11 protein-coding genes are annotated in these 15415 nt (G+C 63.1%); 6 read left to right on the top strand and 5 right to left on the bottom strand.

Annotated elements, in window-relative coordinates:
* Window positions 1-29 precede the first annotated feature (29 nt).
* The 4 genes from RAM80_RS27380 to RAM80_RS27365 all read left to right on the top strand — a co-directional run bounded on the left by RAM80_RS27380 (window position 30) and on the right by RAM80_RS27365 (window position 5048).
* Window positions 30-887 carry an HpcH/HpaI aldolase family protein gene (locus RAM80_RS27380; RefSeq protein ID WP_416423507.1) on the top strand — a complete coding sequence of 286 codons (858 nt, stop codon included), beginning with the start codon at window positions 30-32 and terminating at the stop codon, window positions 885-887.
* Between the two features lie 3 nt (window positions 888-890).
* Window positions 891-2441: an acetolactate synthase large subunit gene (locus RAM80_RS27375; RefSeq protein WP_416423506.1), complete on the top strand. Its 1551-nt coding sequence runs from the start codon at window positions 891-893 to the stop codon at window positions 2439-2441.
* Between the two features lie 28 nt (window positions 2442-2469).
* On the top strand, window positions 2470-3348 hold the full coding sequence (locus RAM80_RS27370; protein ID WP_416423505.1) for a hypothetical protein: 879 nt from the start codon (window positions 2470-2472) through the stop codon (window positions 3346-3348).
* 152 nt (window positions 3349-3500) lie between these two features.
* The gene (locus RAM80_RS27365; RefSeq protein WP_416423504.1) at window positions 3501-5048 is read left to right on the top strand and encodes a phosphoenolpyruvate carboxykinase; all 1548 of its coding nucleotides are present in this window, start codon (window positions 3501-3503) and stop codon (window positions 5046-5048) included.
* Here RAM80_RS27365 and RAM80_RS27360 read toward each other — a convergent pair.
* Both RAM80_RS27360 and RAM80_RS27355 read right to left on the bottom strand, forming a co-directional pair.
* Entirely contained in the window at window positions 5023-6177 is a 1155-nt protein-coding gene (locus RAM80_RS27360) for a lactonase family protein (RefSeq protein WP_416423503.1), read from the bottom strand. The two genes, RAM80_RS27365 and RAM80_RS27360, sit on opposite strands and share 26 nt — an antisense overlap.
* A gap of 55 nt (window positions 6178-6232) precedes the next feature.
* Window positions 6233-7540, bottom strand: a complete 1308-nt coding sequence (locus RAM80_RS27355; RefSeq protein WP_416423502.1) for an MFS transporter — start codon at window positions 7538-7540, stop codon at window positions 6233-6235.
* A 290-nt stretch (window positions 7541-7830) separates the two neighbouring features.
* Here RAM80_RS27355 and RAM80_RS27350 point away from each other — a divergent pair, with 290 nt between their 5' ends.
* Both RAM80_RS27350 and RAM80_RS27345 read left to right on the top strand, forming a co-directional pair.
* On the top strand, window positions 7831-8769 hold the full coding sequence (locus tag RAM80_RS27350) for a helix-turn-helix domain-containing protein (RefSeq protein WP_416423501.1): 939 nt from the start codon (window positions 7831-7833) through the stop codon (window positions 8767-8769).
* A gap of 307 nt (window positions 8770-9076) precedes the next feature.
* Entirely contained in the window at window positions 9077-10066 is a 990-nt protein-coding gene (locus RAM80_RS27345; RefSeq protein WP_416423500.1) for a hypothetical protein, read from the top strand.
* Window positions 10067-10546: 480 nt separating this feature from the next.
* On the opposite strand, the gene RAM80_RS27340 is transcribed toward RAM80_RS27345, so the two are convergent.
* From RAM80_RS27340 to RAM80_RS27330, 3 genes are all read right to left on the bottom strand, one after another.
* Window positions 10547-12463 (bottom strand): TolB family protein, encoded by a 1917-nt coding sequence (locus RAM80_RS27340; protein ID WP_416423499.1) that lies wholly within the window; start codon window positions 12461-12463, stop codon window positions 10547-10549.
* A gap of 126 nt (window positions 12464-12589) precedes the next feature.
* Window positions 12590-13576 (bottom strand): hypothetical protein, encoded by a 987-nt coding sequence (locus RAM80_RS27335; RefSeq protein ID WP_416423498.1) that lies wholly within the window; start codon window positions 13574-13576, stop codon window positions 12590-12592.
* 69 nt (window positions 13577-13645) lie between these two features.
* Entirely contained in the window at window positions 13646-14911 is a 1266-nt protein-coding gene (locus RAM80_RS27330; protein ID WP_416423497.1) for an MFS transporter, read from the bottom strand.
* Between the last annotated feature and the right edge of the window lie 504 nt (window positions 14912-15415).

The following is a 15415-nucleotide window of genomic DNA, read 5'->3' as shown; positions in this document are numbered from 1 at the left end:
GCTGCCCCCCTTTTCATGAGGAAATGAACATGAGCAACACCCGTCTCAACAGCATCATCCGCGCCTTCGAGTCCGGCAACCCTGCCTACCTGGCCTTCGCCAAGCTGGACAAGCAGACCGCCATCGAAATGAGCGACTCCCCGTACGACGGCATCGTCTACGAGATGGAGCACAACCCGTACGATGTCAGCGCCCTGGGCGACTCCTTGCAGTACATGCTCAGCCGCAAGCAGATCGCCGAATCGGGCTCGGTGGCGCCACGGGTGACGCCAATCGCGCGCATCCCGGCCAACGGCATCGAGATGAACCAGAGCTTCGCCAAGCAGGTGCTGGACCGCGGCTGCTACGGCGTGATCTGGCCGCACGTGGCCACCGTCGAGCAGGCCTACAACGCCGTCGCCTCCTGCCGCTATGCCCGCCCCAAAGGCGCGGCGCTGTACGAGCCCAAGGGCGTGCGCGGCGACGGCCCGGCCAACGCCGCGCGCTACTGGGGCCTGACCATGGGCGAGTACTACCAGAAGGCTGACGTCTGGCCGCTGGCGCCACAGGGTGAAATCCTGGTGGGCCTGATGTGCGAGAGCACCCAGGCCATCGACAATCTGGACGACATGCTCGCCAACGTTCCCGGCATCGGTTTCATCCTGATCGGCGAAGGCGACCTCAGCCAGGAACTGGGCCTGCCCCGCCAGTACGAGCACCCGGAAGTCCAGGACGCCATGCGCCGTATCGTCGAGACCTGCCGCAAGCACGACGTCATCGTCGGCAACCCCCATGTAACCGCCAACAACCATCGCCGCCTGCTGGACGAGGGCTACCGCGTGCTGCTGTCGGCGCCCAAGCGCTCCTACGGCGTGGTTGGCCAGGCGCGTGAACTGGCGGGGTACTGACCGATGAACGGCGCAGAAAGTCTCGTCTCGACCCTGGTCGACCAGGACGTGGACATTTGCTTTGCCAACCCGGGCACCTCGGAGATGCATTTCCTCGCAGCGCTGGGCGGCAACCCGCGGATGCGCAGCGTGCTGTGCCTGTTCGAAGGTGTCGCCACCGGCGCAGCCGACGGCTGGTACCGCATGAAGGGCACGCCCGCCTCCACGCTCCTGCACCTGGGGCCGGGCCTGGCCAACGGCCTGGCGAACATCCACAACGCCAAGCGCGCCTCGTCGGGCATGGTCAACATCATCGGCGAACATTCGGCGTCACACCTCAAGTACGACCCGCCGCTGACCTCCGACATCGAAGGCCTGGCGCGCCCGCTGAGCCACTGGGTGCGCCGCGCGGAATCGGCCGACTCCATCGCCTGGGACACCGCCCAGGCGGTGACCAAGGCCAGCGAGCACCCCGGCCAGATCGCCACCTTGATCCTGCCGGGCGACGCGTCCTGGCAGCAGGCCGGCGCCGCCCCGGTGCTACCGCCGCCGGTGGCCGCCCGGCGCAAGGCTCCCAGCGCAGAGCGCGTCGAGCATGTGGCGCGGGTGCTGCGCTCGGGTGAGCCGACGCTGATCATCCTCGCCAACAAGGCCACGCGCGGCGCGGCGCTGGAGAAGGCCGGCCGCGTCGCCGCGGCCACCGGCGCGCAATTGGGCTCGCAGTTCTTCACCGCCCGCATCGAGCGCGGCGCAGGTTTCGTGCCCCTCTCGCGCATCCCCTACGCCGTGCCACAGGCCATGGCCTTCCTCAAGGACTTCAAGCACATCATCACCGTGGAGACGCGCGAGCCCGTGGCGTTCTTCGCCTACCCGGACAAGCCGAGCCTGCTCAAGGCCGAGGGCACCCTGGTGCATGGCCTCGTCGAGGCGGACGAGGACAGCGAACTGGCCTTCGACATGTTGCTGCAGGCGCTGGGGGCCAGCGGTGTGCCCGCGATTGTGCAGCCGCGCATCCAGACTGCCGTGCCCACCGGCGCGCTCAACCCCACCAGCATTGCCCACGCACTGGCAGCCGCCATGCCCGAGCATTGCATCCTGGTGGACGAGTCGCTGACCACCGGCCGCGAGTCCATCGGGCTGACCATCGGCGCGCAGCCCCACGACCTCATCAACAACATGGGCGGCTCCATCGGCTACGCCACGCCCGTGGCCACCGGCGCGGCGCTGGCCTGCCCGGAGCGCCGGGTGTTCTGCATGGTCGGCGATGGCAGCGCCATGTACACCATCCAGTCGCTGTGGACCCAGGCGCGCGAAAACCTCAACGTCACGACGATCATCTTCGCCAACAACACCTACGCCATCCTCAAGGCCGAGTACGCCAACATGGGGGCCGGCACGCCCGGGGAGCGCGCGCTATCGATGATCGACATCGACCGCCCGAGCATCGACTGGCAGGCCATGGCGAAAAGCATGGGGGTGCCCAGCGTCGCCGTGGATACCGCCGAGGGTTTCTACCGGGCCATGGCCAATTCGGCCCGCGAGCCGGGCCCTTGCCTGATCGAAGTCAAACTCTGAACCCGTCGCACATTCGAAGGAGCTTCCCATGGCGCTGACCTTGCGCACCAACCTGGCTGATTATCCGGTCACCAAGGCGATGAAGGACGGACGCGTGACGTCCGACCTCGTCACGCTCGACTACTGCGGCCCCACGCCTGCGCACAACGGCTTCAAGGCCATGGTGCGCGAGAACCAGTTCGATGCCGGCGAACTGGCCATCGTCACCTTCCTGCAGGCCAAGGCCTACGGCAAACCCTACGTCCTGCTACCTGCGCCGATTTCGGGGCGCTTCCAGCACCACTGTGCCGGCTTCAACCTTGACCTGGGGCACCTTGACCCCAAGGACCTGGAAGGCAAGCGCGTGGGCGTGCGCACCTATTCGCAGACCACTGCGCTGTGGATTCGCGGCGTGTTGCGCCATGAATACGGGGTCAACCTCGACAAGGTCACCTGGATGACCCTCGGCGACGGCCACCTGGCCGAGTACCATGACCCGGCCAACTGCGTGCGCCTGCCGGCAGGGTCCAATATTCCGCAGATGATGCTCGACGGTGAACTCGACGCGGCGCTGCTCGGCGAAGACATGCCCAAGGACCCACGCGTGCGCACCGTGGTGCCCGATGCGCACAACGCCGCCAAGGCCTGGTACGCGCGCGAAGGTTTCGTGCCCATCAACCACATGTTCGCCATTCACCAGGATATCTCCCGGCAACACCCCGAGGTGGTGAAGGAGATCTACCGGATGATCGCCGAAAGCCGCGCGCTCACCGAAGGCGGTGTGCCGGCCGTCTTCCCGCCCCTGGGGCTCGAGGCCAACCGCAAGGGGCTCAAGACCGCGATCGACTGGGCGTTCGACCAGAAGATCATCCCGCGCGCCATGTCGGTCGACGAACTGTTCGACGACGTGACCGGCAACCTCGGCTAACCGCAGCCGAACCACCCCTCCATCGTTAGCCCCCAGCGCAGTGCCGGATGGCTGCGCCCCCACACGCCTTGGCCTAGGGCGCACGGGGGCGCAGTCATCGGCATGCCTTTTGTTCAGCCCCCCAGCCTGGCGCCATGCCAAGGGAAGCCGCAATGACCGTAGTAACCGAAGGTGCCGTACACATCAACCCGAGCCGCGCCCGGCTGATTGAACGCGCGATTGAGCGTGGCGAAGGCCAGTTGGCCGACTCCGGCGCCCTGGTCGTGACCACCGGCGCGCGCACCGGGCGCTCGCCCCAGGACCGCTTCATCGTCGACGAACCGGGCACCCGCCATGCCATCGACTGGGGCAAGGTCAACCGCCCTTTTGATGCAGGCAAGTTTGACGCCCTGTGGGAGCGGGTCGAGGGCTACCTGGCCGGCTGCGAGCAGTTCGTCTCACGGGTTCACGTGGGCGCCGATCAACACCACTACCTGCCGGTGGTCATGACCACGCAGACGGCCTGGCAGCAGCTGTTTGGCCAGAACCTGTTCATTCGCCCGGAGGTTTACAACCCCAGGGGCAAGGACGAGTGGCAGATCCTCAACGCCGCCGGTTTCCACTGCGTTCCCGAGCGCGACGGCACCCGCAGCGAAGGGTGTGTCATCTTGAACTTTGCCCAGCGCAAGGTGCTGATCGCCGGCATGCAGTACGCCGGCGAAATGAAGAAGGCCCTGTTCTCGGTGCAGAACTTCCTGCTGCCGCACCATGAAGTGCTGCCGATGCATTGCTCCGCCAACGTCGGTGACGATGGCAGCACCACGCTGTTCTTCGGCTTGTCCGGCACTGGCAAGACCACGCTGTCCGCAGACCCCGAGCGCTACCTGATCGGTGACGATGAGCACGGCTGGGGCGAAGGCGTGGTGTTCAACCTGGAAGGTGGCTGCTACGCCAAGACCATTGACCTGAGCCAGAAGCACGAGCCGATCATCTGGGACGCGATACGCTTCGGCGCCCTGGTCGAGAACGTTGTCCTGAATGAGGCGCGAACCGCCGATTATGCCGACACTCGCCTGACCGAGAACGGCCGGTGCGCGTACCCGCTGGAGCACGTGGAAAAACGTACCAGGGACAACCTGGCTGGCGAGCCGCAGGCGATCATCTTCCTGACCTGCGACCTGTCCGGCGTGCTGCCCCCGGTATCGATCCTGAGCAAGGACGCGGCGGCCTACCACTACCTGTCGGGTTACACGGCGCTGGTGGGTTCCACCGAGATGGGTTCAGGCGCGGGCATCAAGGCGACGTTCTCCACCTGCTTCGGCGCCGCCTTCCTGCCGCGCCCAGCGCGTGAATACGCCGCCCTGCTGATCAAGCGCATTGAAGCGTTTGGCTCGCAGGTCTACCTGGTCAACACGGGCTGGACCGGCGGCCCCTACGGCACGGGCGAGCGCTTCAGCATCCCGACGACGCGCCGAATCATCGCCGCGATCCAGAGTGGCGCCCTCGCAGGCGTTGAGACCGAGCACCTGGCGGTTCTTAACCTGACGGTGCCCACCGCAGTGCCCGGTGTCGAGACCCGGCTGCTGAACCCGCGCAACACCTGGGCGGACCAGCAGGCGTATGACGCCACCGCCCGGCAGCTGGCCGGGCAGTTCATCGCTAACTTCGCCCAGTTCAGCGGGGTTGATCAACGGATCATTGCGGCAGGGCCACGCCGGTAAAGTGGGCAAACACCGGCTGCGGGATGCTCGCCTCGAAACCGCTCGGGGTGAGCATCCCGGATTGGGGGTCGATCTTGAAGGAGGTCACATTGTCGGATTTCAGGTTGGCGACCACCAGCCAATGACCGGCAGGCCCGATAGCCAATTCCCACGGGTAGCTACCGCCCGAGCCGATCCGCTGGATCGGCTCCAGGCACGTACCCTGGGCGATGCGGTAGACCACCAGGGTATCGGTGCTTCGATCGGCGACGTAGAGGAATTTCTCCCCGGGGCCAATCTTCATCGACGAGGCGCTTTTTGGCCCGGTAAACCCTGCCGGGAAGGTATCCACCGAGGCGCCGTAGCGGAGGGTTTGCGTTGCGGGCTCCCAGGTCACGCAACGCACCTGTGCCGAGAGCTCGGACAGCAGGAACCCGTGCTGGCCATCCTGCTGGAATTCGATGCCTCGCGGCCCGGTGCCCGGTGCCATTTGCACGAATGGCGTGGGGCCTTGGGCCAACTGGTGACCCTTGCCCTTCAGCTGGTACATGAACACCCTGTCTGCGCCGAGGTCGGGCACCAGCAGCTCGTGTGTGCCTTGCACCAGGGTAATGCTGTGAGCATGGGCCTGGGTCTGCCTGGCAGTCGGTCCCGTGCCGAAGTCCGCGAGCACCGAGCTCACTGGCTGAACCTTGCCGTCGGCGGCCAGGGGTAACACCGCCACCTGGCCGCCGCCGTAATTGGCCACCACGAGACTGTGATGCAACCCGTCGTAAAGCATATGGGTAGGGCCACTGCCACCCGACCCGACGCGGTTGAGTTCCGTCAATGCACCGGACGCTCGGTCCATGCTGAAGGCTACAACTTCGCCATTGGCCTCGCCGTTGTTGCCAACTTCACTGACGCTATAGAGAAAGTGGCCGCCAGGGTCTTGTACAACCCAAGTGGGGCGAAGCACTTTTGCAATTTTCTGGACGTTCGAGAAACTGCCATTATCGAGATTGAAAACAGCGTTATAAATATAATCCCCATGGGTGCCAAAGTAGACCCTGGTTGCGCTGTTGTTTTCAGACGCTGCAGACGCCAGGGAACTATAGAGCGCAACGAATAACGCGCCGAGCTTCATGCCTTTTAGAACGTCCATACCCATGACCTTAGTCTCCTGCCAGGCAGTGTATTTATAATTCGACGTTATCCAGCGGTCTCTACGCCTGGCTACTGTTCAAGGCGGTGCTGGCAATGGGTGCGCTTGCCACCTGGGGCCCATTGATCTTCGGCGCCCAGGCACGTCTCATCAGCACCACGGTGCTGGTGACGCCCAAAAACAGGAAAACGAAGATCGCGATCATCGGCAGCGTATAACTGTGGCCGACATGCAACAGCCAGCCCGACAGGCTGGCCGACACACCACCCGCCAGACTCGTCGCCACTTGTTGAAGCCCGGTGTTCAAGCCGGTCGCCTGCCTGGGGATCAGCGTCAGCTTCACCAGCGCGAGGTTGTTGGTGGTGACCAGGCCCAGCAGCGTCAAGGACAGCACGTTCCAGCACAGGGCCACCGCCACGCTCGACGCATAAGCGCCGAACAACACGGTCATGCCGCCAGTAAAACCGGCCACCATGAAGGCCTTGCGCACCGCCACCGCGTCGTGCCCGCGCAGGATCAATCGGTCTGCTGCCCAGCCGCTGACCGCGGCCCCGAGCGCGACGCCACAAAAGCTCAGTGCCGTGTAAAAGCCCGCCTGCGTCAACGACAGCCCCCGTTGCTCGACGAGGTAGGCCGGCATCCAGGTCATGCAGAAGAACACAAAGTAGGCGTAACAGAAGTTGGTGATCAACCCGCCCCACACCACCGGGCTCGCCAGCAGATTGCGCAGCGGCACGGTCGCCGCGTGCTGCTGTCGTTCGGCTAACTCGGCGCGGTCCGGAAAGTCGTTGCGCACCATCAGCAACCAGGGCAGCAGCCACACCAGGCCGGCCAGGCCGGTCACCATGAACATGACTTTCCAGGAGGTGCCTGCAATCAGCCAGGCCGCCAGGGGCGCGCCCAGGGCCGGCCCCATCTTGCCGCCAATCGCGTAGATGGCCAGCGCGGAGCCCTTCTGCGTTTCTTCGAAGCGGTTGGCGATGTACCGATAGGTCGCCGGCACCACGACGGCTTCGGCCGCACCAATGATGACGCGCACCACCAGCAGCGCGCCGAGGGAATTCACCAGGCCGGTGGCCGCCGCCGCTACGCACCAGAGGAAGAAGCAGATTGCGTACGGCCATTTGACCCCGTAGCGGTCCACCAGCCAGCCCATGGGCAGTTGTAAAACGCCGTACGCCCAGAAGACCGATGAACCTAGCCAGCCTCTTTCGACGTGCGTCAGGGCAAATTCCCGAATGAATTGAGGATCGGCCATGGCGGCCGACATGCTGGAGCGGTCTGTCCACGCAATCATCAAGCCGAATGCGAGCAGGACGATGACGCCCCAACGGTTTTCGAGGCGTACGGCTTTCTGGATACTCTCCACTGCTTCCTCTCGGACCTGTTTTTTTAATTGTTGTCAGTCAAGACGTCCGTCGCTTCCGTGAACCCCACCGGGTGGTTGCCTGGACGCTCGGTGACGATCATCAACCGGGGCCAGCGGGCGGGTCCAGTGAGTTTTGTGGAGTGCCTGTTAACCAAACGGTATACCCCGTCGCAGCACGCCAACTGCCCCTCGCAGCGGCCAACGAGACAGGGTTTACATTCTGCGCAAGGCTGTGATTTGCTAAATGGCATGCACCGGGTCGGCACGTTGACCGTTGCCAAGGAGCCGTTATGACGCACAGTTCGAAAACAACATCTCGACACGAGTCAGACACCAAGGTCACGCTCAAGACGGTACCCAAGGTCCGCTTGTATGTGGAGCGGCGCGAGGAAGAAGGGCATTGGTTCGTCAACATCGGCCACGTCACCGAACGCGGCCGCTGGCGCACCGAACCTCACGCGCATCCCGGGTACGGCCAGATTATCTTCGTGCGCAGCGGCAACGGTGTGATGAATCTCGAGGGTTCGAGCATCCCGTTCGAAGGGCCGTGTGTGTTGTTGCTGCCAACCGAATGCGTGCATGGGCTCGATTATGAAAACGACGTGGACCGCTGGGTGGTGACCATCGAGGTGTCCTACCTGGCCCAGCTCTACGCCCGCCTCCACGCGTTCATCCAACTGTGGTCCCTGCCGCGGATGATTGCGGTGCCCTCAACGACCGGCATGGCAAGCGAACTCTTCGACCTTATCACGCGGCTGGCGCAGGAACTGGACGCCAAACTGTTCGGTCACGTGGTGGGCGCCGAAGCCCTGCTGACGCAGATGTTCCTGCTGCTGGTTCGCCAGGCTCGCCTCGATCAGCCGGACGATGGCGGCGCCTCTGGCAATGAGACCCGCCTGGCGGAACGCTACCGTGAACTCATCGATCAGCATTACCGGCAAAACCTGCCATTGCAGGACTACGCGTCGATGATGGGCGTGTCGGTGGTGCAGTTGCGCGCCGCTTGCGCGGCAGCCACCGGGCACAGCCCGACGAAGATGATCCACGCGCGCATCATCACCGAAGCGAAACGCAACCTGATTTTTGGCGAGATGGCCATCGAACAGATTGCCTTCGGCCTGGGCTTTTCCGACGCCGCGTACTTCACGCGCTTTTTCCGCCGGGAGGTGGGTGAGGCCCCCAGCCAATTCCGGCTGACGGCGCGGGAACAGTCGCAACGAGCGAAATAAGTCGCGTCGCACCTTGCTTCCTTTTCCATGAATCGTGGCGCCAGCCGTGCGCGCGGGCCGCTTGCGCCCGCCTTCCCCACCGTCCCGCAAAAAATGCCAGCGAATCTCACTTTTGTGTAAAGGCATAGGCCTGGCCGCCCAATAACATTCCCTCCAAGCACCGTAAAAAATACCCAGTGCCCACTTCATCAGCCAATTGACTTCGGTGCGACCGAATCAAGTGTGGCGAACAACCACGCCTGGCTGATGAATATAAGTCCCCTGCAACGTGTTTTATAAAAACAACAAAATCAATACGGATGGAAACATGAGAAAAACTTCCAAACCTTTGCCCAGGTTGCTGCTCGGCACGGCGATTCTCTGTTGTTTAAGCGAGTATGTTTTCGCTGAAGAGATCATTGATGCACCGACGACGTCCGCTTCGCCACAGGCCACACTAATCCAGCAAACGCCAGACAATACCAACGCGCCGCACGCGTTTCCGGACCTGGCGAAGTTGGACGAACAGGTTGGCAAGCCGCCGGTGTCGTGGAACGACACTTTTATCGGCTATCGCGTCGGCAATGATTTCCACTTCCCGGGTGTTGCCGACAAGATCAAGCAGAACATTGGTTACCTGACATCCACCGGCGGCTTCAAGTACGGCAGCTATGCCTTTAACGTCGATTACCGGGTGTCAGACTCGGCGAACCCGGAGGCTGGTGGGCCGAACAATGGGGGGGCGCAAGAGGTGTACAGCGTGGGTCGCGTCACGGCCAGCGCCAGCAAGATTTTTGGCCGGCAAATCGGCATTGGCGTGATTCGCGACGTCGGCCTGACCGGGGGGTATGAGTTCGGCACGAAGAACGATGCCTACGCCCAGCGAGCGCGCATGCTGGTGCTGGGCGGAACAGTTGAGTTCGCCCTGCCGCGCGGCTTCTGGAACCTGACCGTCGGTGCGCGCACCGAGAGCAACCATAACGGCATTGTCGGCACGGACGTGGACTACGACACCGCCGCGCACCTCGAAAGTACCTGGCTCTATCCGTTCCGCGCAGGCCCGGTGCCCTTGATCTTCCGTGGTTTTGTCAGCATCACGGGGCCAAAGGGCAAAGATGGTTTTGGCGTCAAGACGACAACCGAATACCTCACCCGCGCTGCGTTGCTGGCCGACATCGGCTCATTCGCCGGTCAACCGCGCACGCTGTATGCGGGTGTCGGTTACGAGTACTGGAAGAACATGTTCGGCACGCCGAGTGATGAAGCGGTCAACACCAGGACGTCGACCCCGATGCTCCAGGTTGAAGTGCATTTCTAATCGATTGCTGGCAAGCCCCGTAGCAGCGGCCATTGGGCCGCGTCCCGGCCCACGCGGTGCCCGGGACGCGGCCTGCGGCCGCTGCTACGGGTACGGCGCATGGAAAAACCGCAGCCCCGTAGCAGCGGCCATGGGCCGCGTCCTGGCCCACGCGGTACCTGGGACGCGGCCTGCGGCCGCTGCTACATCCTGTGGGAGCTGGCTTGCCAGCGAGCTGCTGGGGCCATAAAAGCTCGCTGGCAAGCCAGCTCCCACAAAGACAGTTGCTGCTACGGGGGCGGCGCAGTCCTGTAGCAGCGGCCATGGGCCGCGTCCTGGCCCACGCGGTGCTTGGGACGCGGCCTGCGGCCGCTGCTACGGGTGCAGCGCGGGATTTCGTGTAGCCGCAGCAATCTGCGCCAAGGCAGTTGCTGCTATGGGGCGCAAACAAAAACGCCCTGCTATCGCACGGCGTTTTCATTGCTTCCCGGCCAAAACCGCTTACTGATTCGGCACGTACAGCGGCATCGAATCTTCCCACAACGTATCGGTGATCGCGTGCTGATTGGAACCGTCGGCGTTCATCACCCAGTTTTGTCCGTCAGGCTGGAACGTGTTGTCGTACAGCGCCAGTTCATCGCGGAAGCCATAGACCCCCGAGCTGTAGGCGATCCGCCCGTCATACAGCCACACCGCGTGCCCCTGGTTCGCCCCCGGCGTGGTCAGGCGGGTGACGGCCGTGCCATCGGGTTTGATCGTGTACACGTCGTAATGGAACTTGTTTGGATCGGTCGGGTTGATTTCCTTGCGCGTGAAGACAATTTTGCTGCCATCGGGCGACCAGCCCGGCAGGTTGTCCGCCTCGTTCGTCAACTCCGTGGTCTGGCGAGTCTCCACATCCAGGATGCGCAGGCCTTGGACTTTCGGGCTCCACACGCGGTAGACGATCTTCTTGCCGTCCGGCGAGTAGCTCGGGAAACCGGCATTGATCGAACCGTCCGTGAGGATTTCCGGCTTGCCGTCCATGCTGCCATCAGCCTTGATCCGGGCAATGCGCCCCGGGCCCATGCCCCGCGTGAAGAACCAGTCACCAATGCCGAACGCCACCCACTCGCGGTTCGGCGACCAGGTTGGCTGGAACGCGCCTGCCAGGCCCTTCTGGATCATGTCCGCCGGCAGGCCGCTGTTGGCCGGGTCGTAGATGCGCTGGTAACCGGTGAAATCCGGATTGATGATGGCAATCGACGAGCCCATCGCCTTTTCCGTGTACACCAACTTCTTGCGGTCAGCCGACAGTTGTGGGAACACGTCGATGTAGCGGTAGCTCCACCCCGGGTCGAAGCTGAACAGCGGCGTGCCATTGGCACGGGCCGGCCGCATGGTGATCTTTTCGTAGACCACCTTGGTACCGTCAGCCGAATAGTGCGGCGAGCGGATGCCGCTGTTGGCGGTCGAGCGCGCACCACCCGCGGTGGTGTAGAGACCTTCGGTGTCGCCCCCTTTCACGTGATAAGCGACATTGCTGTCCGAGATAAATTGCGGGAACACCTTGAGGCCTGGCGTCGACGTCAACGTGGTCCGCGACAGCGTGGCCACGTCGACCGCAACGATTTGCGAGCTGACCTTGTTGATCAACTCCGGACGGTGCGCGCCCCAGGTGGACTCGACGGGCGTCTCATAAAACGCGACGCGCTTGCCATCGGGCGACCAGGTCGGCGAGCCTTCGTCAAAGCCGGGGTTGCTGGCAAGCTGCTTCCAGCCCGAGCCATCGGGATGAATCAGGTAGATGCTGCTTTCCTGGGTGCGCTCCCAGCCAACCGGCAGGTTGTGACCACGCCAGTCCGAGCCGATATCCGAAGCCAGGGCGAGCCACTTGCCATCCGGCGACCAGCTCGGCCGGAAGAAGCTGTGGGGCTTGGCCGGGTCGAACTTGATGGCACCGGTGACGTTCTTCAACGCGCCGGTCGCAATGTTCAGCGTCCAGATATTGGTGGTGCCAAACGCATCCTTGCCGCGGCGCGACGAGACGAAGGCAATGACGTGGGGATCGGTCGGTGAAAAGACCGCCGCGTCGTCAATGGCGACGTGGTCGGTCAGCCTTTTCAGCTGCGTGCCGTCGGCTTTCACGCGGTACAGATTGGCTTCGCCGAGGCCGTCCCGCTCAGAGGTAAAGACGATCCACTGGCCATCTTTCGAGAATGAGGCGTGGTAATCGAAACCCGGGGTGGGCAGCAGCTTGTGCTCGTCGGTGCCGTCGGCGTTCGCCACATACAAGTCCGAAGTCACCGGCCCGAGGCGGTTCAGCAAGGCCGTGCCTTGGGTGGCGGTCGCCGCGTGTGCGCTTGAGGAAATGACAATCCAGGTGCCCCAGATGGCTGAGTAAGCCATGAGCTTTTTGAGAGGGGAGTTCAGATACACAGCTAATGTCTCCGTTATTATGCGTGGCTGAGCGACAGATACACCCTGCGCTCAACTGCCTCCTGCGTCGCTATCCAGACAACGCGTTGTGTGTGCTTTGCTGCGAAGTGTCCGTGGTACCCCTTGTCAGCAGTCGGGCTGCCAATACATGAAGCCCATACCTTCGCCCGTGCCTGCAGCTGTGCGCCAGCAGGGCACGTAGTCCACCAGGGTCATCTGCGCGCCGGTCTGCTCCACGGCCTTCATCACACTCACGTACAGCTTGATCTCCGAGGTGCCCGACTGATACGAACGCTCGTCCACCGCGGCCAGCCCTTCGTAGTCGTACTCGGACAGCATTTTCATGATGCGATGGTCGAACGCCTCGTCGTTGACGAAGTGCGACAGGCCGCCAGAGGCAAAGATGCCCACGCGAACGTCCTCTGGCCACGCGGTGATGGCGTCGCGCAGCACGCGGCCAAACTCGATGCAGCGCGCCATGGACGGCTGGGTCGGCGGGTAGAAGCAGTTCATGATGATCGGCACGTGCGGCGGCGGGTTGTCCGCCATGATCTGGTGGTAGACGAAACTGTAGGCATGCGGCACGACCGGGTAGTCGGGCAGCGGCTTCATCCACACGTTATCGGGCCAGGCAAACAGATCGGTGAGGTCAAAGTGCTCGCCCTGGAAATACTTGATCAGGTACGCCGCCAGCCCCGGGTGGCACTGGTGGGTGACAGGGTGATCGGGGGCATACACCGAACGCTGCGGCGGCCCGTTATGCACCTCTGCGCCGCTGTAGATGGCGATCGAAGGCGAAAAATCAGTGAAGATTTCCTTCTGGTCCTTGCCCAGGATGATGGCCACGTCGATGTTCGCATCGCGGTACGCCTGCGCCATGACATCCAGCGCCTCGCGGCAGCGAGCCGCGCGCGCAGTACGTTCCTCCAGCGTGAGGAAGGGCTCGAAAGCCGCCTCGCGATGGGCCTCCAGTTCAGGGTAGGTCCAGGTGCGGTTGCGGTACCACAGTTCAGGGTTGTTGCGATCGCGCTCGCCATTGATCAACCAGTCCTCTGGCGCCTGCCCCAGCATGCCGCTGTGCGGCACGGCCATTCCGAATACAATTTTTGCCATGCAATCAATACCCCATTTTTTGTTCTGGCCAGGCGTGGCCTTCACAGGATTCGCCAACGGTGCCGTGTGCTACGCGCTGCGCAGTTGCCCACAGGGCTCGCTGATTTTGGGTGCCCATTCGGGGCGGTACAGGACGATGGTGGCGAACGCGCCGATCAGCAGAAACGCCAGGATCACTTTCATCGGCAGGTCGTAGCTGCCACTGGACTGCAACAGCCACCCCGAAAGGCCGGCCGCCACGCCGCCGGCAAGGCTTGTCGCGAGCTGCTGCACGCCCGTCACCAGTCCCACCATCTGCTTGGGGATCAAGGTCATGCGCGACAACACAAGGTTGTTGGCTGTGGTCAAGCCCAGGCACGAGAGGGAAAAGGTGTTCCAGAACAGCGCCATGTTCTGCGTTGGCGCATAGGCGCCGAGCAACACGGTGCCCGCGAGCGTGAAGCCACAGACAACGAAGGCCTTGCGGATCCGCACGGCGTCATAGCCCCGCGCGATGATGCGGTCCGCCGCCCAGCCCGCCAGCACCGCAACCACGGCGATGCCGGCGAAGCTTGCGAACGTGAATAGCCCCGAACTGGATATCGACAAGCCGCGTTGCTCGACCAGGTACGCCGGCATCCAGGTCATGCAGTAAAAGGCGAAGTAGCCGTAGCAGAAGTTGGTAATCAGCCCGCCCCAGATGACCGGGCTGCTCAGAATGCCGTGCAGGCTCACCGTCCGCGGTTGATGGGTCACCCGGGACAGCTCGGCCTTGGACGGGAAGTCGTTGCGCACGGTCAACAGCCAGGGGATCAGCCACAACATGCCGACCAGGCCCGTGGCAATGAACATGACCTTCCAGGAATAACTCACGATCAACAGGGCCGCGACCGGGGCACCAATGGCGGGGCCCAGCTTGTTGCCCATGGCGAGCAGGCCGGCCGCGAGGCCGAGGCGCCCCTCATCGAAGTTGTTGCGTATCCAGCGGTAGCTGGCGGGCACCACGATCGCCTCGGACACACCGATCAGCAGGCGCAGCGCGATCAGACTTTCCAGTGCGTGGACGACGCCCAGCAGCAGGGTAAAAATGCACCATGCGCCGAAGGACACTGCGTACGGCCATTTCACCCCGTAGCGGTCGGCCACCCAGCCCATCGGCACCTGGAACAGGCCGTAGGACCAGAAGAAGGCCGAGTTGAGCCAGCCCCTGTCCAGGCTCGACAGTTGAAAGTGTTGGATGAAGGAGGGATCGGCCAGCGCAGACGAAATACTGGTGCGGTCGACGTAGGAAATAAGGACGCCCAGCGCAAGCAGTGCAAGCACGGCCCAGCGGGCTCTCGGTGTCAGGATTTGCATTGTTTTTATTGACCTGTGAGCGACTGTGTCCACCCCCTGTGCGCTGAAGCACGCCGATCGGGGGTGCCTTGACCCGGCTTATGCAAGGGCGGGATGGCTTGCATTATTTCCCGATTCACCAGGCAATGGCCCTACACAAAAGTCACTTTCACCGGTACTTTTTCATGGGCGGCGGGGCGCCATGACACGCTGGGCCGCCCGCTGTCGCCGACTTGTCGCCCGCCACCACAGGTACAGTTTTGTCAGCACGAAACAAAACCAGTACAACCCTCTGTACCTCGCGTCTTTCAAGCGTCCCCGCCGGGTCACTGCGTCTGCAAAAACGCCCTTGCCGCGAAGTTTGAAACATATATTTACATATGCCTTACACAACTTTCGCCCCTGTCGACATTTCCTTGCCACACCTATAACAAAATTTTCACGCCACTGGCGCGATAGTTTCATCTTGTTGAACGACTCCAATGATCGCCTTCCCCACCCCCGGAGTTTTCCCGCAGCGCCTGA

The sequence above is a fragment of the Pseudomonas sp. App30 genome, assembly GCF_047947025.1.
Taxonomy (GTDB): domain Bacteria; phylum Pseudomonadota; class Gammaproteobacteria; order Pseudomonadales; family Pseudomonadaceae; genus Aquipseudomonas.
The sequence above is the reverse complement of the archived record's forward strand: the minus strand, read 5'-3'. Positions and strand labels throughout refer to the sequence as shown.